Here is a 16,826-nt window from a genome sequence, read left to right as displayed (position 1 = left end):
AAAATTCAGGGGGATATCCAGACGCAATTTCTGGCTTAATAATAAAACAATATATCTTATGGTTAAAAGGCGATAAGACGTCATGGAAAAAATGGGAGGAAGAAAATCCTATTAAATAAAAAAATCGGGATTTACCCGATTTTAGATTTTGCAATTACTTTGCGATACAATTCTTCATATTGCGGAAGAATATTCGTTTTATCAAATCGTATCGCTTGTTCTTTTGCTTGATAACTAAACTCTGCCAAACGCTTTTCGTCCTCTAAAATATAAATCGCTTTTTCTGCCATCATTTCAATATCTCCTACTGGGCAAACAAAACCAGTGACTCCGTTAATATTTACTTCTGGAATTCCGCCTGCATTGGACGAAATAACCGGAACACTTGCCGCCATAGCTTCAAGTGCTGCCAAACCAAAACTTTCTTGTTCGGAAGGTAAAAGGAATAAATCTGCCGCTTTCAAAACATCATTCAAGTCACTTACCATTCCAAGACTTTTCACTTTATCTTGAATTCCAAATTCTTGAATCATTTGATCCGCCATATCCCATTCAGGACCTTCTCCAGCAATAATCAATTTCGATGGAATTTGTTTCTGGATCAAATTAAACGTTCCAATTACATCTTCAATACGTTTTACCTTTCTCAAGTTTGAAGTGTGCAAAATTACCTTCTCTTTTGGTTGCGCAAAATTATCACGACAACACACACATTTCTCTGGCAAATATTGATCATTATCAATAAAATTTGGCACTACTTCTATTTCATTTGTAATGTCAAATGCTTGTAAAGTATCTTGTTTCAAACTTTCGGAAACTGACGTTACAGCATCCGATTCATTGATCGAAAACTCAACAGCCGTTTTATACACAGGATGTTTCCCTACCAACGTAATATCTGTTCCGTGCAACGTTGTTACAATTGGTAATTTATACCCCTTTCGAGCCAACATTTGTTTCGTAAAATACGCCGCATACGCATGCGGGATCGCATAATGTACATGAACCAAATCTAATTCGTAATGCAAAACTTTATCATACAAAATTGTACTCAACGCCAAATCGTATGGCTGATATTGAAACAATGGATACGTTTCGACATGAATTCGATGAAAGTATATATTTGGTAATTTGATGTTTAATCTCGCAGGAACATTTGTGCTAAAAAAATGTACTTCATGACCTTTTTCCGCTAAATCCATTCCCAGTTCTGTTGCCACAATTCCACTCCCTCCATAGGTTGGATAGCATACAATTCCTATTTTCATTCGCGATTTTTATTTAGACAAATTTAAGGTAAAATTGCTTCATAAATTACTTGTCGAATATTTTCTCTCACTTTTTTAATGGAAAGATAATTTGGTTCGACGGTTTCATTGACACGATTCGAAAGAAAAATATACACTATGTTATATTTAGGATCAGCCCAAACCATAGATCCAGTAAAACCTGTATGACCAAAACTTTCGACAGATGGGCCAACTTTAGAAATATGTTGCATTTTATCAAAACCAGCTCCACGATGATTTCCTTTGAATTGTTGTTTTGTAAATTCCGCAACTATCTCTGGCTTCAAATAAACCTCATCGCCATATTCTCCACCATTCAAATACATTTGCATCAATTTTGCCAAATCAATCGAGTTAGAGAATAAACCAGCATGACCAGCAATTCCGCCCATCATCGCAGCTCCTTGATCGTGTACAAAACCATGTACCAATTGATTTCTATAGGTTTTGTCGTATTCGGTTGGAATAATATCTTCTAAACTAAATTTTTCTTTTGGATTAAAAGTTGTGCGATACATTCCCAATGATTGATAAAATTTTTCTTGTGTCAATTGATTCAAATCTTTCCCAAAATCCTTTTCTAATTTCTTCTTGAAAATATAATAGCCTAAGTCTGAGTATTCGTATGATTTACGGCCTAAAGATGATTTATAAATATCTTCGTAAATCGTATCTTTAATAGAGTTGATAATATAAATGTTATCTGTAACTTTTATCTGATGTTCCTCATCTTGCTTTCTCGAATAGAAATCTAAATATAATCGCGCATTTTTTACATTGACAGTTTCATTGTAAAAACCAATCCATGGCTTAAGACCAGCTTGATGCGCTAATACTTCACGAACTTTTAAGGAAGATTTGTTCGAGTTTTTTGCATCATTATCAATTTCTCCAATTGTTTGCTCAAGGTTTAATTTTCCTTCGTTTACCTCCAGCATCAACAAAGGCAACGTCGCCGTCACCTTTGTTACAGAAGCGACATCATATAAATCTGTCCACTTCACTTTTTTTAAAGAATTTTTATCTTGAGTTCCAAAGCTTTTATCATACACGATTTTCCCGTCTTTTGCGACTAAAATTTGCATTCCAGGCGTGTAATGATTTGCAATTGCTTCTTCGGCAAGTTTATCTATTTCTAAGAGTTTTTTTTTCCTAAATTCACATTTTCAGGTGCAGTAAATCCTAAACGTTTGATGTGTTTTGTTACAATTCCTTGCCCTTCTTTCAAGTTTTGATTGATATCTACCGGAAATGTTCCATCTGCATCAATTGCTCCAAAAATAACTTGCGCAGCAGCTGCTTGCGCATCTTTTGTATTTTGATAATGAACTGTAACCGCATCTAAATTTGATAAATCAAGATCTTTCAAACCATAAGGACTTGTGAATAATGAGAAGATTTTCTTTTTATCTTTTGGTAATGCTTTCAAAATTGCTTTCGAGTTATCTGACAATTTATATGGTTTGTAAACCGTTTCATTCGATAAAAACGCTCCCGAAATAATCACATCATAATCATTCAATAAATTGATCTGATTTGGATTTGAAATCTTCACCAACTCAACATTTGTATATTTTTGTAAATGTCTCAAAAATTGATCATAATCTGTTTGTTCAAGGGGAACAAAAGCTATTTTTTGATTCAATTTTTTAATTGGTAAAAGTTTGTGTTCATTCTTTACAACTGTCGAAGCTTTCTCAAAAATTTTAGTTGTTAACGCTAAATTTTCAGGAGAATTTAAATCTTCTAAAACATTTGCAGAATTTAAAGTTTTTATTTCATTTAAACCTGTAATATATTTTGCCATCAAAATTTTCTTCACACTTTCTTCTAAACGTGCTTCAGAAATCTGACCTTTATTTATTGCATCAATAATTTTTTGTTTCCCAACGTGTACATTTTGCGAAAACAATAAAATATCATTTCCCGCTACAAATGCTCTATAATCTACATCACCAGCAGGAAACATTTTTGCTACACCATCCATATTCAACGCATCTGTAATCACAATTCCTTTGAATTGTAATTCTCCTTTCAAATAATCTGTAATAATATTTTTAGATAAAGTTGAAGGTATTTTTGGATCTGGTTCTAAAGCTGGAACATTTAGATGCGCCACCATAATTGACTGTACACCTTCATCAATCATTTTCTTGAAAGGTGCAATGTGATATTTCTCTAAATCTGCTTTATTATCTGGAATCAACGGCAAAACTTTGTGCGAATCTTGATCTGTATTTCCATGTCCAGGAAAATGTTTTGCAGACGATAATACGTTTTGCGCACGCATTCCATCCATATAAGCAATTCCTTTTTCTGCAACTCGATCTGGATTTGAACCAAAAGAACGATTCCCGATAATTGGGTTATTTGGATTAACATTGACATCAACTGAAGGTGAAAAATTAAACTGAACACCCATTCTGTTCGCTTGTATACCAATTTGTTTTCCAACTTGATACACCAACTTATTATTGCGTAGAGCACCAAGCGTCATATTCCAAGGAAAACGCTCCACTCCTTTCAAACGCATTGCCAATCCCCATTCTGCATCCATTCCAATTAACAATGGAATTTTAGAAATAGATTGAAATTTATTTGTCAACTCAATTTGATGAGCCGCTTGATCTTGCATAAAAATTAATCCTCCGATATGTTCTTCTTCAATTAATTTTTGAATATCATTTTCATGCACCACATCTCTATTTGTATAGGCTGCAACGATAAATAACTGACCTACTTTTTCTTCCAATGACATTGAATTATACTTCTCATTCACCCATTTCATCTGAATAGAATCTTTGTACAATGGCGAAACGTGTTGCGCTTTCGAAGCTATAGGTAAAATAATTGTTAAGAATACGTATGCGATTACTCTTTTCATTCCGGAATAAATTAATTTTGCTTGTTTTTTCTTTTTTAGAAACATTTTTTAAAGGCCAATCAAGTTAGGATTGGTAAATTTATAGTAAATTGTCAAATTAAATAAATTTATATGAGTATTTTCAGTGTTGTACAGGATAGCATGTTGAATCATCCTGGACTAATAACTGTTTTTGGAGTTGCAGTAATTATTATGTTACTACTTGATTTAGGTGTTTTTAATAAAAATGCACACGCGGTTTCGAACAAAGAAGCGCTTACTTGGACTATCGTTTGGATTTCCTTGGCGATGATTTTTAGTGGAGTGATTTATTTCGTTTTTAAAGAAGCAGATGGACATGCATTTGCCATCAATAAATTTTCGCAATTCCAGGCGGCGTATTGGATAGAAAAAGCCTTATCCGTAGATAATTTATTCGTCTTCATACTCGTTTTTGGATTCTTTAAAATTCCAAAAGAATATCAACATAAAGTCCTTTTTTGGGGAATTTTAGGTGCTCTTCTTTTTAGAGCAATCTTTATTTTTGCAGGTGTTGAATTAATTAAAATGACTTATTTACCATCTTTTTCTATTGGAGATTGGCACTTTAATCTTGGTGATGAAGCAACTCATGCAAATTTTGAAGCAAAACAATTCTTCCGTCCAAATGTCGTTTTAACACTGTTTGGTTTCTTCTTAATTGTCGCCGGAATCAAATCTTGGAAATCAAGTGATGATGATGAAAATCAAGATTTATCACAAAATTTTGGTGTTAAATTGGTACACAAATTCTTTAAAGTTACACCGAATTTTGATGGAGATAAATTCTTTTCTGTTCAAAACGGAATTAAAATGGCAACACCACTTTTCGTCGCTTTAATGGTAATTGAAGTAACTGATTTGGTTTTCGCTGTAGATAGTATTCCTGCTATATTCGCTGTTGCTCCAGACGATCCTTTTATTCTATATTCATCTAATATTTTTGCAATTTTAGGACTTCGTTCATTATATTTCTTGTTGGCAAATTCAATGGATAAATTCAATAAACTACATTACGGCTTAGCGATTATTTTAAGTTTTATCGGAATTAAAATGATTATTATGCCATTCTATCATTTCGAATCGACTATTTCATTGTCAATAATTGGTGGAGTTTTATTAATAACAATTATTTGGTCGTTAATTTCGAATAAATCAGAGGTTAAGGAATAGATTATTATCTTCATATAATGATAAACCCCAAGATTAAATTCAATCTTGGGGTTTATTTTATAATCATTATACCTTACGAAACAACTTCTATCAAACTACCTCTTTCTTCATCTTTTGTGATTTGCAAAGCAACTGGAATTCGATCTTTTAATTCGTCTACGTGAGAAATAATTCCGACAATTCGGTTTTCTTTTTGTAAACTCATCAACGTTTCAAACACGATATTTACCGCATCTGCGTCTTGCGTTCCAAAACCTTCATCAATAAAGAAGAAGTTCTTTTCCGACTTCGCATTTGTTTGCACACTTTCTGCCAAAGCCAAAGCCAAACTCAAAGAAACTTGGAAAGATTGTCCCCCAGAAAGCGTTTTCACACTACGTGAACGACCTTCGTTCAAATAATCTATAATCTCAAAATCATTGTTGTCATTCATTTGTAAACTTAATTGATTTCTCGTCATTCGATGAAATCTCACATTTGCGTTATCACATAATTGTTTCAAATAAATTAACGAAACATATTGCACAAATCCTGCTGAATTAAACAAATTTCGCATCGTTTGTAAATTAGCCGCACGCTTTTTCAACTTTTCCAATTCAATTAACAAATCTTTCTTTTCTACAAAAGATTTATTCAATCGCTCAATTTCAGCTTTTATTTTAGTTACAACTTCAGTAGCTTCTTTCAATTGACTTGTCACAAAAATCAATTTTTCTTCTTGTATTTTATAAATCGTTTCATCAAAAGAAACTTCCGATAATTTTTGCTCTAATTCATGAATTAAATTTTTCAACGTTTCATACAAAATTCGAAAATCTTCCAACTCTTTTCTGATTTGAGAAACATTAAATTTCTGATTTAAAACAAATTGAACCTCTTCAATGTTTTGTATTTGATATTTTTCTAATGCTTTTTCTATTTGATTTTGATTAATAGCCAACTCTTCTTTTAACTCAATAAGTTGTTTTTCAACTAATTCAATTGAAGTTTTTTGAGAAGCTAATTTTGGATTCAATTGATTTAAACTTTCTGTAAATTGAATATAATCTTGTTCAATTTTTGTATTATTTAACTTTAAATCATTCAAATTTTGAAGCACATTTTCTGTTGTTTGATTTTGAAAATCTTCAAATTTCAAGACTTTCAAATTTGCTTGATTTTGCTTGATTTGAGAAGCTTTTTCAGCTTCTTCTAATCTAAATTTTTCTAAAGCATTTTTATATTTTTCAACAGATTCACGTTCTTTCTCTAAAGTTTCACGAAAAGTTTCAATCTCTTTATTTTTATCCGAAATTGTTTTGTCCAAAGCAACAGCTGCTTTCTTTTTTTCTTCAAATAATTCAACATTTTTCGAATCAAAATCTTTCCAAACAAACAAATTCAGATGATTTTCTTGTTCAATTTTCAGATCATTCAAAACTTGATTTTCTTGTGCAATTTGTTTTTCAATAAACTGTTTTTGATCAATCATTTTCTGAACTTCATTTTGTTTTTTCTGAAGCGATTTTAACTTTTCATCAATTTGATTTAATTCATTATTTACAACTTCAAATTTCGTGGAAATATCATCAATTTCAACAATATTCGGATGCTCTAAAGCGCCACAAAGCGGACAAGATTCACCTTCGTGTAAATTATGTGCAAAATGAACCAACTTTTGCTGAACTTCTAATTCATTTTTCTGTTTTTCAATTGATTTTTTAGTTGATTCAAGCTTTTCAAATTCAGAACTAAACCAATTTTCAAAACTTGAAATTTCAATATTATCTGTTTTGAATTGAGCTTCGAAAACATTAATTTGTTGCTTTTGCTCATCTATTTTAGTTTGTTGTTTCTGAATAGATTGTTGCAAATTTTGATTCTGAACAAACCAATTTCCAACCTCCATCAATGTTTGCGCATCTATTTTTGACTCAGCTAAAGTTTTGACTTCTTTTTCAGATAATTTGATTGAAGCTTCAATTTTCTGTTCATTTTTCTGAACCTCTTCAACTTCTTTCAAACCTTTTGCTGTTCTTACTTTTAACTTTTCTATCTCCTCTGAAAAAGTTAAAATTTGAACTATTAATTCTAAATCTGTTTCTTCTTTTCGTTTTATTGGTAAAGTTTCATAATCAGTTTTAATCGCTTCAATTTGGTTCGAAATTTCTTTGATTTGATTCTCGATTAAAGTCAGTTGTTTTTGTTGATTTTCAACTGAAATTGACTTTTCTTCAATCTGATTTGAAAGTTTTTTATGATTTTCTAAAAGTTGAGAAAACGCATTAAAAATCAATTCATAGCGCTCAATTTCAAGTTTTCGTTGATCCATTTCATTTTTCTGAACTGAAACTTTTTCAAAATCAATTTTCTTTTGTTTTAAAGTCTCAAAATCTGATTTCAACGCTTTTAAACGTTGAAATGATTCATTCATTTGATTATATTCTTCTTGAACTTGATTGGTAACTTTTGTTTGCTCAATCAAATTTTCTTCAAGCTCTTTTATTTTTTCTTCCGAAACTTCTTCAAATCCAGATAATTTCCCTTCTAGTTGATTCAAATTCGTTAAGTTTTGAGAATTTAAAGCTGCAACTTTATCTTGTAAATCATAACGATGAAGTCCAAAAATTTCCTTCATCATTTGTGTTCGATCTTTTGCACCCAACTCAATAAATTCCTTGAATTGCCCTTGCGGAATAATAATTGTTCGTTTGAAATTTTCGTAACTCAACCCAATTATTTCTTCTGCTTTCGAATGATTAAGCGGAATCCATTCATTGTCTTTTTGTTCATAAAAAACAACTATTGGCGATTTTACATCTTCAAAACGTTTCGAATTTCTTTTAAATTCACGTGTTGCTCTGAATAATTTTTGTTCAAAATTATAGAAATCAAACTCGATATATGCCAAATTCGATTTCAAATTCATCATATTGTAAGCACGCTTATCTTTGGAATTTAGACGTTCTGTTTCGCCATACAAAACGTACATAATCGCTTCCAAAATTGACGATTTTCCGGAACCTACATTCCCGAAAATTCCAAATAATCCTGCTTCTGTTAATTCAGAAAAGTCAATTGTTTGACGTTCTTGATACGAATAAAGTCCTTCTATGGTTAATTTTACTGGAATCATTATGAATTCAAAATTTCGTTAAACAAATCCTTTATTTCGTCGTTTGGTTCTTGATTTCCATTTTTCGATTTGAAATAATCTGCAAACAATTCCTTCATATCTTTTGTTTGATCTGCAAACTTATACTCAACCATTTCAACCTCTTGATTTTTAACTTTCGGAATCAAATGAATAATTCCATCATGTGATTGATAAATCAATTTTCGTTCATCAGCTTTCAAAAAAGAATCACTTTCTAAAATCAATTCAACCAACGCATTTTGATTTTCATTCAACCATTCTACAGCTAAATTTATATCATCAAAAGTTTTTCGAATAAGCGGTTTTCCATGCTTTAATTCAATTTTATGATAAGAAATAGTTTTATTTGGTTCTGCTTCTATTACCGAAACATACTTGGTTTGACCAGCTTCGGAAAAACTATAACACAAAGGCGAAGAGCTGTACACAACAGGTTTTTCTTCTGTTCCGATGTTCTTAAAACCATGCAAATGTCCAAGCGCTGTATATTGAATTTGAGGCGGAATAGCTTCGGAAAAAATCATATCTGCATTTCCAATTTTAATCGGTTTTTCGCCTTCTGGTTCCTCTAAAATTTCAGCACCTTTTTGGTTCATATACAAATGTGCTATCAATAAATTAACACCATTTTCGTCACAATATTCATCCGCAATATTTTTCCAATTTGTCGCTAAAACTTCATTCAATGCATCTTCTTTATTCTCTCCAAAATATTGTTTCAAACGAATTTCGTTTGCATAAGGCGTATGAATAATTCGAATCGGGTAATCGAAAGAATTTAATTTCAATTCAATCATTCCTTCTACAGATTTTAAAATTTTGAAATCATTTAATTCAAATTCCTGAATTTTTGCATTTGGATAACCAATCAAAATAATTCCACATTCGCGTGCCAACGGATCTGGCGCATCAATCAAACTTGGAGAATCGTGATTACCAGAAATCGCTACAACAGGACGTTTTCCGTTATTCGAAAGTCTTTTTAATGTTTTATAAAATAATTCTACAGCTTCCACACTTGGATTAAAATTATCAAATAAATCGCCCGCAATAAGTACCAAATCGACTTGTTGTTGATCTGCAATTTCGATAATCTCGTTCATCACTAAAATTTGTTCTTCTAATCGCGAAAAACTATCCAATTTTTTGCCCAAGTGCCAATCGGCTGTATGTAGAATTTTTATCATTATTCTTCCGTTTCTGGTTTATTTTTATCATTAAATCGTTGATTGATTGCTTTTAATCGAGCTTTGCGTTCAGCTTCGGCTTCTTGCGCTTTACGTTTCTTTTGATCTAACTTTTTCTTATGCGCTTTTTTATTTGCATCTGTATTTCTACTCATTTCTATTTGGTTTAAAATTAATTTTTCTCCACGCCAAATGATGTCGCAAAGTTAGATTAAATGATAAAGAATTGTAAATCTTTTGTCCAACTAAATTGAAATTATTAACTTGGCTAGAAAGTAATCGAATTTATTAATTTTAAAACATTTATAATGGGAAAAGGCGATAAAAAATCGAGAAGAGGAAAAATTGTGAATGGCTCTTATGGTGTAAAACGTCCGAGACATAAGTATTATTATGAGGAAGATGTTGTTGAAGAAAAACCAACCAAAAAAGCTAAAAAGTAATTTTTTGAAGCTGAAAATCAGGATTGATTTTCAGCTTTTTTATTTTATTCAACTCAACAATAATTTATCCAATGATGAGAATAAAATCTACAATTTAAGCCATTAAATATTGAGTTTATTTGTGCTATCAAAAAATAAAACATGAATATTTTTAAAAAGAATTACAACAAGCATTTTTGTATTATTGGTTGGATTAACACTTTTTAGTTGTAACAATGATGATGATTCAGGAATTACAGAGCAATTAACGCCAAGCGAAATTTTATCCTTTACTTCTTGGGAAACAACTAATGCTTTGAACAATAAAGGACAAAATGTAGCCTTAACAGACACTAATGTTTCTAATTTTGTAGGTTATACCTATTTCAAAAAAGATGATACATTTACTATGTTCAATTTAGATGATACGCCAAAAATGAAAGGAGATTGGTCTGTTTCTGAAGAAGGAAAAACAAGAACAATCGTTGCTAAAAATGATGCAGTAGAAGTTTTGTTTACACGAATTGTTGACATTACAGTTTTAACAAAACAAGAATTTACTTACAGAATTTATCCGTCTAATGATGATAAATCTGTTTATTTCTATATCGTACATACGCCTAAAGCTCACAAAGAGCCAACAAAATAGTGTCACATCAATATCATCCAAATATTTAAATTTAAAAAGCTAAGCGTCAATTGACACTTAGCTTTTTTTGTTATTATTTCACAAATTTATATTCAACATTATTCCAAAAAACATAAGCTCCTTCTTGTTTTAAACTTTCAGGCTTATCTATAATTCTTGGAAAAATATTGTCTTTTGTAATTTTTCCAAAAGAAGAACTTTTACCAGAAGCAGAACTTCCATTTTCAGGATCTACAACAGCATAAGACTCAAAATGTTTGAACAAATAAAATGAATTTGTTGTTTTATCAATTCGACCCAACAATATTTTTCTTGAACCGTCAGTAGCATACAGATTATTTTCTTCTATAGTTGATTTAAATTTAGACGTTTTCAATTCTTCATTGATTATAATCGAATCTTTTTTCAATTCAATAGATTTGACAGAAGGATCTTCGTAAAGCGTCCACGTTTTCTTGAAAAAAGCTTCTGCTTCTACCGGATAATCTTTTCCGTTTATTCCTTTGTAATAGTATGCATCTAAAATTGAAACATTTTTATCGAATTTGAAAATTTCAGTTTCCGTTGGTTGAGGATTCGTAGGCTGTTCTTTGACTGGAGTTGTCACTTCGTCTTCTTGACAAGAAAAGATTACAAAAGCAGCAAAAAAAGGTAATAACTTTTTCATGTATGATTATTATTTATACTAAACAACCTCAAATCTATTCAAAAAGTATAAAATCTATGTTAAATATTCTTTGTTTCAAGCCAATTCTAACAAAAGTCATTAAATACAAAATCAACAACCTCATTATATTTACAGAAACAAAAACAACATGAAAGCAATTTTATTTGCCTTATTTCTATTATTGAATACTACAATTTTTGCTCAATCTCTTGAAATAAAATCGCCGAATAAACTTCCTAAAAATGATCAACGTACAAAGATATTTTTGGGCGGAACAATTGATATGAGAAATTCTGAAGATTGGCAAGCGAAGGTTTCAAAAGAATTGAAAAATGAAAAAGTCATCTTGCTAAATCCTCGTCGTGATGATTGGAATACCGCTTGGAAGCCTGTGAAAGAAGAGCCCGAATTTCGCAAACAAGTGGAATGGGAGTTGAATGCATTAGAAAATGCAGACTATATTATTATGTTTTTTGGAAAAGATTCTAAAAGTCCGATTAGTTTGTTAGAAATGGGATTGTATGCAAAAAGTGGAAAACTTTTGGTGATTTGTCCAGATGGTTTTTGGCGAAAAGGAAATGTTGATATTACGGCAGAAAAATATGGTGTAAAACAATTTGATTCGATAGAAAATGTGTTAGATTATTTAAAAAATATTCTAAAATAATTAATTATAAGAGAGAGAATTAAGTTTTGAATCGAAAGGTTTAACATATAATTTTATTTCTCAAAATCTTATTTTAAAAATTTATGTTTTAGCTTTGAAACCGCTTTAATAGTAAGTTTTACAGATTATGAAACATAATGATTTGGAAATTAATCGGTTGATTGAACGATTAGAATCTTTAGGAATTTTGGTCGAAAAAATCGAGAGTTCTGGTTTTGGTAGCATGTTAAATTTTGAAATGATTTATCAACTTCCTGAACAAAATATTTCTAACGCTATCAATTTTAGACGTTTTGATATACAAGATGTTTATCTTTATTTCAAAGAGGCTGTTAATCAAAAAGGAAATTTACTTTTTATAGAATAAACGAAAAATGCTCAAGAATTTGAGCATTTTTTTATTTCAATTTTTGTAAGTCATTAACTGTATAAAACTTCATATCATTATTCTTCACAAACTTGCAAATCTCTTCTAAGGTTTTAAATTCAGTTTCATAATTATTAATTGCTTTTGCAACTGTTTTATGCGCGTAAAAAATGACTATCTTATTGTTATCCTTTGCATATTGCAACAACGAAATATAATAAGGCACATTAAAATGCTCGTAACTATTATCGATTCCTAAACCAAAAAATAACGGTTTATTTTGATAATAACAGTTCTGAAAATTAGGCGCTTCGTTTCCATAAGTTGTTCCTCTTAAGGTTTTAAAATGATTGAAAAGTAATTGACCCGATTCTACACTTCGATCGCCATAAGGATAAGAAAAATCGGTTACATCAAAACCTTTGTTTTTCATCAAACTTAGCATTGGAGCAATTTCTTTTTCAATAAATTCTTTTCCTCCAAATTCTTTTATATACTTTGTTGTATATACATGAATTAAACCATCCGCAGCAATCTCATTTCCGTTTTGTTGCAGATAAGTTAACTCACGAATTTGACTCTCCGAAAGCTTATCAAAATGCGTTACATAAAACGTTCCTTTCCAATTGTATTGTTTCAATTTTAAATTCGCATTGAACCATTCGTCCACATAATCATCATCAAATGTAAGCACCACTCCTCCTCTATTTGTAGATTTTTTTGTTTCTTTTATCGCATCTTATTCGTGTGTACAGCTATTCAACACAAAAATTGAAATCAGACAAACAAAATAATAGTTGAGTTTTAGCATTCTTTATCAGTAAGTTTTAGTAGTTAAATATATCGAAAAAGCAACTATTAAAATCAGAAATTTTTAAAATTAAGCAAATTTTAATTTTAGATGATTTTGAAGTTTTAAAAAAAAACCACTCAAAATTGAGTGGTTTAGAAAATACTATATTGTAATTTATATCTGCTGATACATAAAGTTTTCACCTAGATAAACGCGACGAACATCTTCATCATTTGCTAATTCTTCTGGCGAACCTTCTTTCAAGATTTTACCTTCGAACATAATATATGTTTTATCGGTAATTGCAAGCGTTTGCGATACATTATGATCGGTAATTAAGATTCCGATATTTTTATCTTTTAACGAACGTACAATTTTCTGAATATCCTCAACCGCAATAGGGTCAACTCCAGCAAAAGGCTCATCTAATAAAATAAAATTAGGTTCTGTTGCCAAACAACGTGCTATTTCGCAACGACGACGCTCACCTCCAGAAAGTAAATCACCACGATTTTTACGAACATGCTCTAACGAGAACTCTTCAATCAAAGCATCTGTGCGCATTTGTTGCTCTTTTTTGGAATGTTTCGTGAATTGTAAAACTGATTTGATATTATCTTCTACAGAAAGTTTACGAAAAACAGAGGCTTCTTGCGCCAAATATCCAATACCTTTTTGCGCGCGTTTGTACATCGCATCGTTTGTGATATCTTGTTTATCCAAAAAAACTTTTCCTTGCGTAGCCTTTACCAAACCAACAATCATGTAGAAAGAAGTCGTTTTACCAGCACCATTTGGTCCTAATAATCCAATAATTTCTCCTTGTTCTACTTGAAAAGACACATTTTTTACGACATGTTTTTTACCGTAATCTTTTACTAAATTCTGACCTTTTAATACAATTCCCATATCGCTTCAAAGATAGGATTTTTGTTATTTAATCGAGTTAATAATATCATATTTTGTGATGATATGATATTTTCCGTTTTCTAATTCTATTAAAACAGCTTGATTATCCTTTGTAATTAACTTCGAAACTTCTTCGATAGATGTTCCTGCTTTTACGACTGGATATGGTTTTCCCATTATTTCGTGAACAGGTTTTTCAGCAACATTTCTATCTTCTAAAAATGCTTGAAACAAATCTGATTCATCCAAAGAACCAACAATTCCATTCACGTCCATTACTGGAATTTGAGAAATTTTGAAACGACGCATACGATCAATTGCATGAGAAGCCAATTCCTCTGTACGAACCGTAACCAAAGGTTTATCAACATGTTCTTTGATTAAATCGACAGCTGTTTTGATTTCTTCGTCCAAATATCCTCTGTCACGCATCCAATCATCGTTAAAGATTTTTCCTACATAACGAGAACCTGAATCGTGGAATAAAACTACTACAACATCATCTGGTCCGAATTCGTCCTTCATTTGCAACAATCCTTTGATCGCTGATCCCGAAGACATTCCAACAAACAAACCTTCTTCTAAAGCTAAACGACGCGTATAAACCGCTGCATCTTTATCAGTCACTTTTGTAAATCCATCAATAATATCAAAATCTACGTTTTCTGGTAAAATATCTTCACCAATTCCTTCTGTTACATAAGAATACACTTCATTTTCGTCGAAGATTCCTGTTTCTTTATATTTTTTGAAAACTGATCCATACGTATCAACTCCCCAAATTTTAATATTAGGATTTTTTTCTTTCAAGTATTTCCCAACTCCTGAAATTGTTCCTCCAGTTCCAACACCAACAATAAAATGCGTTACTTTTCCTTCTGTTTGTTCCCAAATTTCTGGTCCAGTTTGCTCATAATTCGCAATTGCATTTGATGGATTATCATACTGATTGACATACCAACCATTCGGTGTTTCTTGAGCCAAACGTTTAGAAACTGAATAATAAGAACGTGGATCATCTGGCTCAACATCCGTAGGACAAACCACAACTTTTGCACCAACAGCGCGCAAAATATCCATTTTCTCTTTCGATTGTTTGTCTGTAATCACACAAATTAATTTGTAACCTTTGATCACAGCAGCCAAAGCCAATCCCATTCCTGTGTTACCAGAAGTACCTTCGATAATTGTACCTCCTGGAACTAAACGACCATCTTTTTCGGCATCTTCAACCATTTTTAACGCCATACGATCTTTACAAGAATGACCAGGGTTAAAATATTCAACTTTTGCTAAAACTGTACATGGTAAATCCTTTGTAATCTTATTAATTTTAACCAAAGGTGTATTCCCAATCGTTTCTAATATATTGTTTGCGAATTTCATTTTTTTCTAACTTTTAAATTAAAACATTAAATTTTATCTAAAATTAATAGCTTTTGCAGGTGTAATTTTAGATATCATATACGAAGGCAAAAGTAATACAATTGCACAAACTAATAACGCTCCTGCATTTAATAAAACAATTGTGCCAAAGTCTAAATAGACTGGAGCTGTTGATAAATAATAGTTTTCTGCTGGAAGTTTTATAATTCCGAAATATTTCTGAATGAATAATAATCCAAGTCCAATTACATTTCCAGCAATTAATCCTGGTAACATGATAAATAATGCGTAATTGATGAATAATTTTCGGATTCGCCAATTTGTCGCACCAAATGCTTTTAAAATTCCGATTGAATGTGTTCGTTCTAAAATTAATATCAATAAAACCATCACCATATTAATCACCACCACAAAAAGCATGATAAAAAGAATAATGACAATATTTTTGTCGAAAATCGAAATCCAATCATTAATCTGAGCAAAAGATGCTGTTGCTGATTCTGCATACAAATTATATGGAATATTTTCTTGCACACGCTTTGCAACTGGATCAATATTTTCGACATCATTTACAAATAGTTCGAAACCACCAACAGTTGTCGAATCCCAACGATTAAGGCGTTGCACATGCTTGATATCACCAAACATAATTTGATCGTCAAAATTTTTGATATCAGTTTTGAACAATCCAGAAATGGTAAATCGACGATAAATAGGCTTTGTATCTTCTTGAATAAAATACATCACAAACGAACTATCAACATCCAATTTCATTTCGTCCGCAATCTTTTTAGATAATAAAACCTCATCCATTATCGAATCTTTATTGATTCGAGGAAAATGTCCTTTTACCATAAATTTTTCGAAACGAACCGAATCATAATCTGTTCCAACTCCTTTGAACACCACACCACTAAAGTTTTCATCCGTTCGGATAACACCACTTTTATTGGCAATTGCTTGTACATGTTCTATTTCTGGAATCGATTTAAACTTTGGATAAAAAGCTTGATGAAGTGATAATGAATCGGAATTTAATGACGTATTACTATTATAGTTTCTAATCGTAATATGACCATTAAAATCGGCCAATTTTTCTTTGATTGCCATTCTTGCTCCAACACCAGTCGAAATTGTCACCAAAGAAACAATCAACCCTAATGCTACCGCAATTTGACCTACTCGAATAATAATACTCGATAAGTTATTTTTAGTATTTTTACCAAGCGCAATTTTTTTTGAAAACCACCAAGAAAAACTCAAATTATATATTTTTTAT

At 31.2% G+C, this 16,826-nt stretch carries 16 protein-coding genes; 5 read left to right on the top strand and 11 right to left on the bottom strand.

The features are described 5' to 3' along the window. Positions 1-131: 131 nt before the first annotated feature. The 3 genes from bshA to B3792_RS03305 are packed head-to-tail and all read right to left on the bottom strand — an operon-like array spanning position 132 to position 4,173. A complete protein-coding gene (gene bshA / locus B3792_RS03315; protein ID WP_125348800.1) occupies positions 132-1,268 on the bottom strand; it encodes an N-acetyl-alpha-D-glucosaminyl L-malate synthase BshA in 1,137 nt (378 codons plus the stop codon). Positions 1,269-1,291: 23 nt separating this feature from the next. After that, positions 1,292-2,422 (bottom strand): serine hydrolase domain-containing protein, encoded by a 1,131-nt coding sequence (locus B3792_RS03310; RefSeq protein ID WP_125348799.1) that lies wholly within the window; start codon positions 2,420-2,422, stop codon positions 1,292-1,294. Between the two features lie 2 nt (positions 2,423-2,424). Continuing rightward, the gene (locus B3792_RS03305; RefSeq protein ID WP_260391930.1) at positions 2,425-4,173 is read right to left on the bottom strand and encodes a glycoside hydrolase family 3 protein; all 1,749 of its coding nucleotides are present in this window, start codon (positions 4,171-4,173) and stop codon (positions 2,425-2,427) included. A 111-nt stretch (positions 4,174-4,284) separates the two neighbouring features. On the opposite strand from B3792_RS03305, the gene B3792_RS03300 reads away from it, so the two are divergent. Further along, entirely contained in the window at positions 4,285-5,364 is a 1,080-nt protein-coding gene (locus B3792_RS03300) for a TerC family protein (RefSeq protein ID WP_286494642.1), read from the top strand. Between the two features lie 73 nt (positions 5,365-5,437). Here the strand turns inward: B3792_RS03300 and B3792_RS03295 are convergent, their stop codons facing one another. Genes B3792_RS03295 through B3792_RS03285 form a run of 3 tightly spaced genes read right to left on the bottom strand, consistent with a single transcriptional unit; the run spans position 5,438 to position 9,842 of the window. Further along, positions 5,438-8,479 carry an AAA family ATPase gene (locus tag B3792_RS03295; protein ID WP_286494643.1) on the bottom strand — a complete coding sequence of 1,014 codons (3,042 nt, stop codon included), beginning with the start codon at positions 8,477-8,479 and terminating at the stop codon, positions 5,438-5,440. Then, a complete protein-coding gene (locus tag B3792_RS03290) occupies positions 8,479-9,684 on the bottom strand; it encodes a metallophosphoesterase family protein (protein ID WP_125348858.1) in 1,206 nt (401 codons plus the stop codon). The genes B3792_RS03295 and B3792_RS03290 overlap by 1 nt, the downstream gene beginning before the upstream one ends. 2 nt (positions 9,685-9,686) lie before the next feature. Continuing rightward, the gene (locus tag B3792_RS03285; RefSeq protein ID WP_185144078.1) at positions 9,687-9,842 is read right to left on the bottom strand and encodes a hypothetical protein; all 156 of its coding nucleotides are present in this window, start codon (positions 9,840-9,842) and stop codon (positions 9,687-9,689) included. Between the two features lie 153 nt (positions 9,843-9,995). On the opposite strand from B3792_RS03285, the gene B3792_RS03280 reads away from it, so the two are divergent. Together B3792_RS03280 and B3792_RS03275 are read left to right on the top strand one after the other, a co-directional pair. Continuing rightward, positions 9,996-10,130, top strand: coding sequence for a 30S ribosomal protein THX (locus B3792_RS03280; RefSeq protein WP_219033578.1), 135 nt, complete (start codon positions 9,996-9,998; stop codon positions 10,128-10,130). Between the two features lie 184 nt (positions 10,131-10,314). Beyond that, complete coding sequence (locus B3792_RS03275) at positions 10,315-10,758, top strand: DUF4822 domain-containing protein (RefSeq protein WP_286494645.1); 444 nt, start codon at positions 10,315-10,317, stop codon at positions 10,756-10,758. A 73-nt stretch (positions 10,759-10,831) separates the two neighbouring features. Here the strand turns inward: B3792_RS03275 and B3792_RS03270 are convergent, their stop codons facing one another. Next, positions 10,832-11,425 carry a hypothetical protein gene (locus B3792_RS03270; RefSeq protein ID WP_221856011.1) on the bottom strand — a complete coding sequence of 198 codons (594 nt, stop codon included), beginning with the start codon at positions 11,423-11,425 and terminating at the stop codon, positions 10,832-10,834. A gap of 148 nt (positions 11,426-11,573) precedes the next feature. Here B3792_RS03270 and B3792_RS03265 point away from each other — a divergent pair, with 148 nt between their 5' ends. Both B3792_RS03265 and B3792_RS03260 read left to right on the top strand, forming a co-directional pair. Beyond that, positions 11,574-12,092, top strand: coding sequence for a nucleoside 2-deoxyribosyltransferase domain-containing protein (locus B3792_RS03265; protein WP_180904942.1), 519 nt, complete (start codon positions 11,574-11,576; stop codon positions 12,090-12,092). 127 nt (positions 12,093-12,219) lie between these two features. Beyond that, positions 12,220-12,459: a hypothetical protein gene (locus B3792_RS03260; RefSeq protein WP_291068852.1), complete on the top strand. Its 240-nt coding sequence runs from the start codon at positions 12,220-12,222 to the stop codon at positions 12,457-12,459. A gap of 31 nt (positions 12,460-12,490) precedes the next feature. Here the strand turns inward: B3792_RS03260 and B3792_RS03255 are convergent, their stop codons facing one another. The 4 genes from B3792_RS03255 to B3792_RS03240 all read right to left on the bottom strand — a co-directional run bounded on the left by B3792_RS03255 (position 12,491) and on the right by B3792_RS03240 (position 16,810). Then, positions 12,491-13,192 carry a polysaccharide deacetylase family protein gene (locus tag B3792_RS03255; RefSeq protein WP_280045388.1) on the bottom strand — a complete coding sequence of 234 codons (702 nt, stop codon included), beginning with the start codon at positions 13,190-13,192 and terminating at the stop codon, positions 12,491-12,493. A gap of 234 nt (positions 13,193-13,426) precedes the next feature. After that, positions 13,427-14,155 carry an LPS export ABC transporter ATP-binding protein gene (lptB, locus tag B3792_RS03250; protein WP_125348857.1) on the bottom strand — a complete coding sequence of 243 codons (729 nt, stop codon included), beginning with the start codon at positions 14,153-14,155 and terminating at the stop codon, positions 13,427-13,429. 30 nt (positions 14,156-14,185) lie between these two features. Then, entirely contained in the window at positions 14,186-15,547 is a 1,362-nt protein-coding gene (locus B3792_RS03245; protein WP_115001359.1) for a pyridoxal-phosphate dependent enzyme, read from the bottom strand. Between the two features lie 33 nt (positions 15,548-15,580). Continuing rightward, positions 15,581-16,810, bottom strand: a complete 1,230-nt coding sequence (locus B3792_RS03240) for an ABC transporter permease (RefSeq protein ID WP_115001360.1) — start codon at positions 16,808-16,810, stop codon at positions 15,581-15,583. Between the last annotated feature and the right edge of the window lie 16 nt (positions 16,811-16,826).

The sequence above is a fragment of the Empedobacter sp. UBA5924 genome (assembly GCF_002431085.1).
Taxonomy (GTDB): domain Bacteria; phylum Bacteroidota; class Bacteroidia; order Flavobacteriales; family Weeksellaceae; genus Empedobacter; species Empedobacter falsenii_B.
Note: the sequence above shows the minus strand (reverse complement) of the source record. Positions and strands in the feature narration are given on the sequence as shown.

What these genes read in the sequence shown, in the direction of transcription:
- bshA (WP_125348800.1), bottom strand. Translation starts at nt 1,268, where the DNA reads ATGAAAATAGGAATTGTATGCTATCCAACCTATGGAGGGAGTGGAATT.
- B3792_RS03280 (WP_219033578.1), top strand. Translation starts at nt 9,996, where the DNA reads ATGGGAAAAGGCGATAAAAAATCGAGAAGAGGAAAAATTGTGAATGGC.
- B3792_RS03270 (WP_221856011.1), bottom strand. Translation starts at nt 11,425, where the DNA reads ATGAAAAAGTTATTACCTTTTTTTGCTGCTTTTGTAATCTTTTCTTGT.
- B3792_RS03295 (WP_286494643.1), bottom strand. Translation starts at nt 8,479, where the DNA reads ATGATTCCAGTAAAATTAACCATAGAAGGACTTTATTCGTATCAAGAA.
- B3792_RS03285 (WP_185144078.1), bottom strand. Translation starts at nt 9,842, where the DNA reads ATGAGTAGAAATACAGATGCAAATAAAAAAGCGCATAAGAAAAAGTTA.
- B3792_RS03245 (WP_115001359.1), bottom strand. Translation starts at nt 15,547, where the DNA reads ATGAAATTCGCAAACAATATATTAGAAACGATTGGGAATACACCTTTG.
- B3792_RS03305 (WP_260391930.1), bottom strand. Translation starts at nt 4,173, where the DNA reads ATGAAAAGAGTAATCGCATACGTATTCTTAACAATTATTTTACCTATA.
- B3792_RS03260 (WP_291068852.1), top strand. Translation starts at nt 12,220, where the DNA reads ATGAAACATAATGATTTGGAAATTAATCGGTTGATTGAACGATTAGAA.
- B3792_RS03300 (WP_286494642.1), top strand. Translation starts at nt 4,285, where the DNA reads ATGAGTATTTTCAGTGTTGTACAGGATAGCATGTTGAATCATCCTGGA.
- B3792_RS03265 (WP_180904942.1), top strand. Translation starts at nt 11,574, where the DNA reads ATGAAAGCAATTTTATTTGCCTTATTTCTATTATTGAATACTACAATT.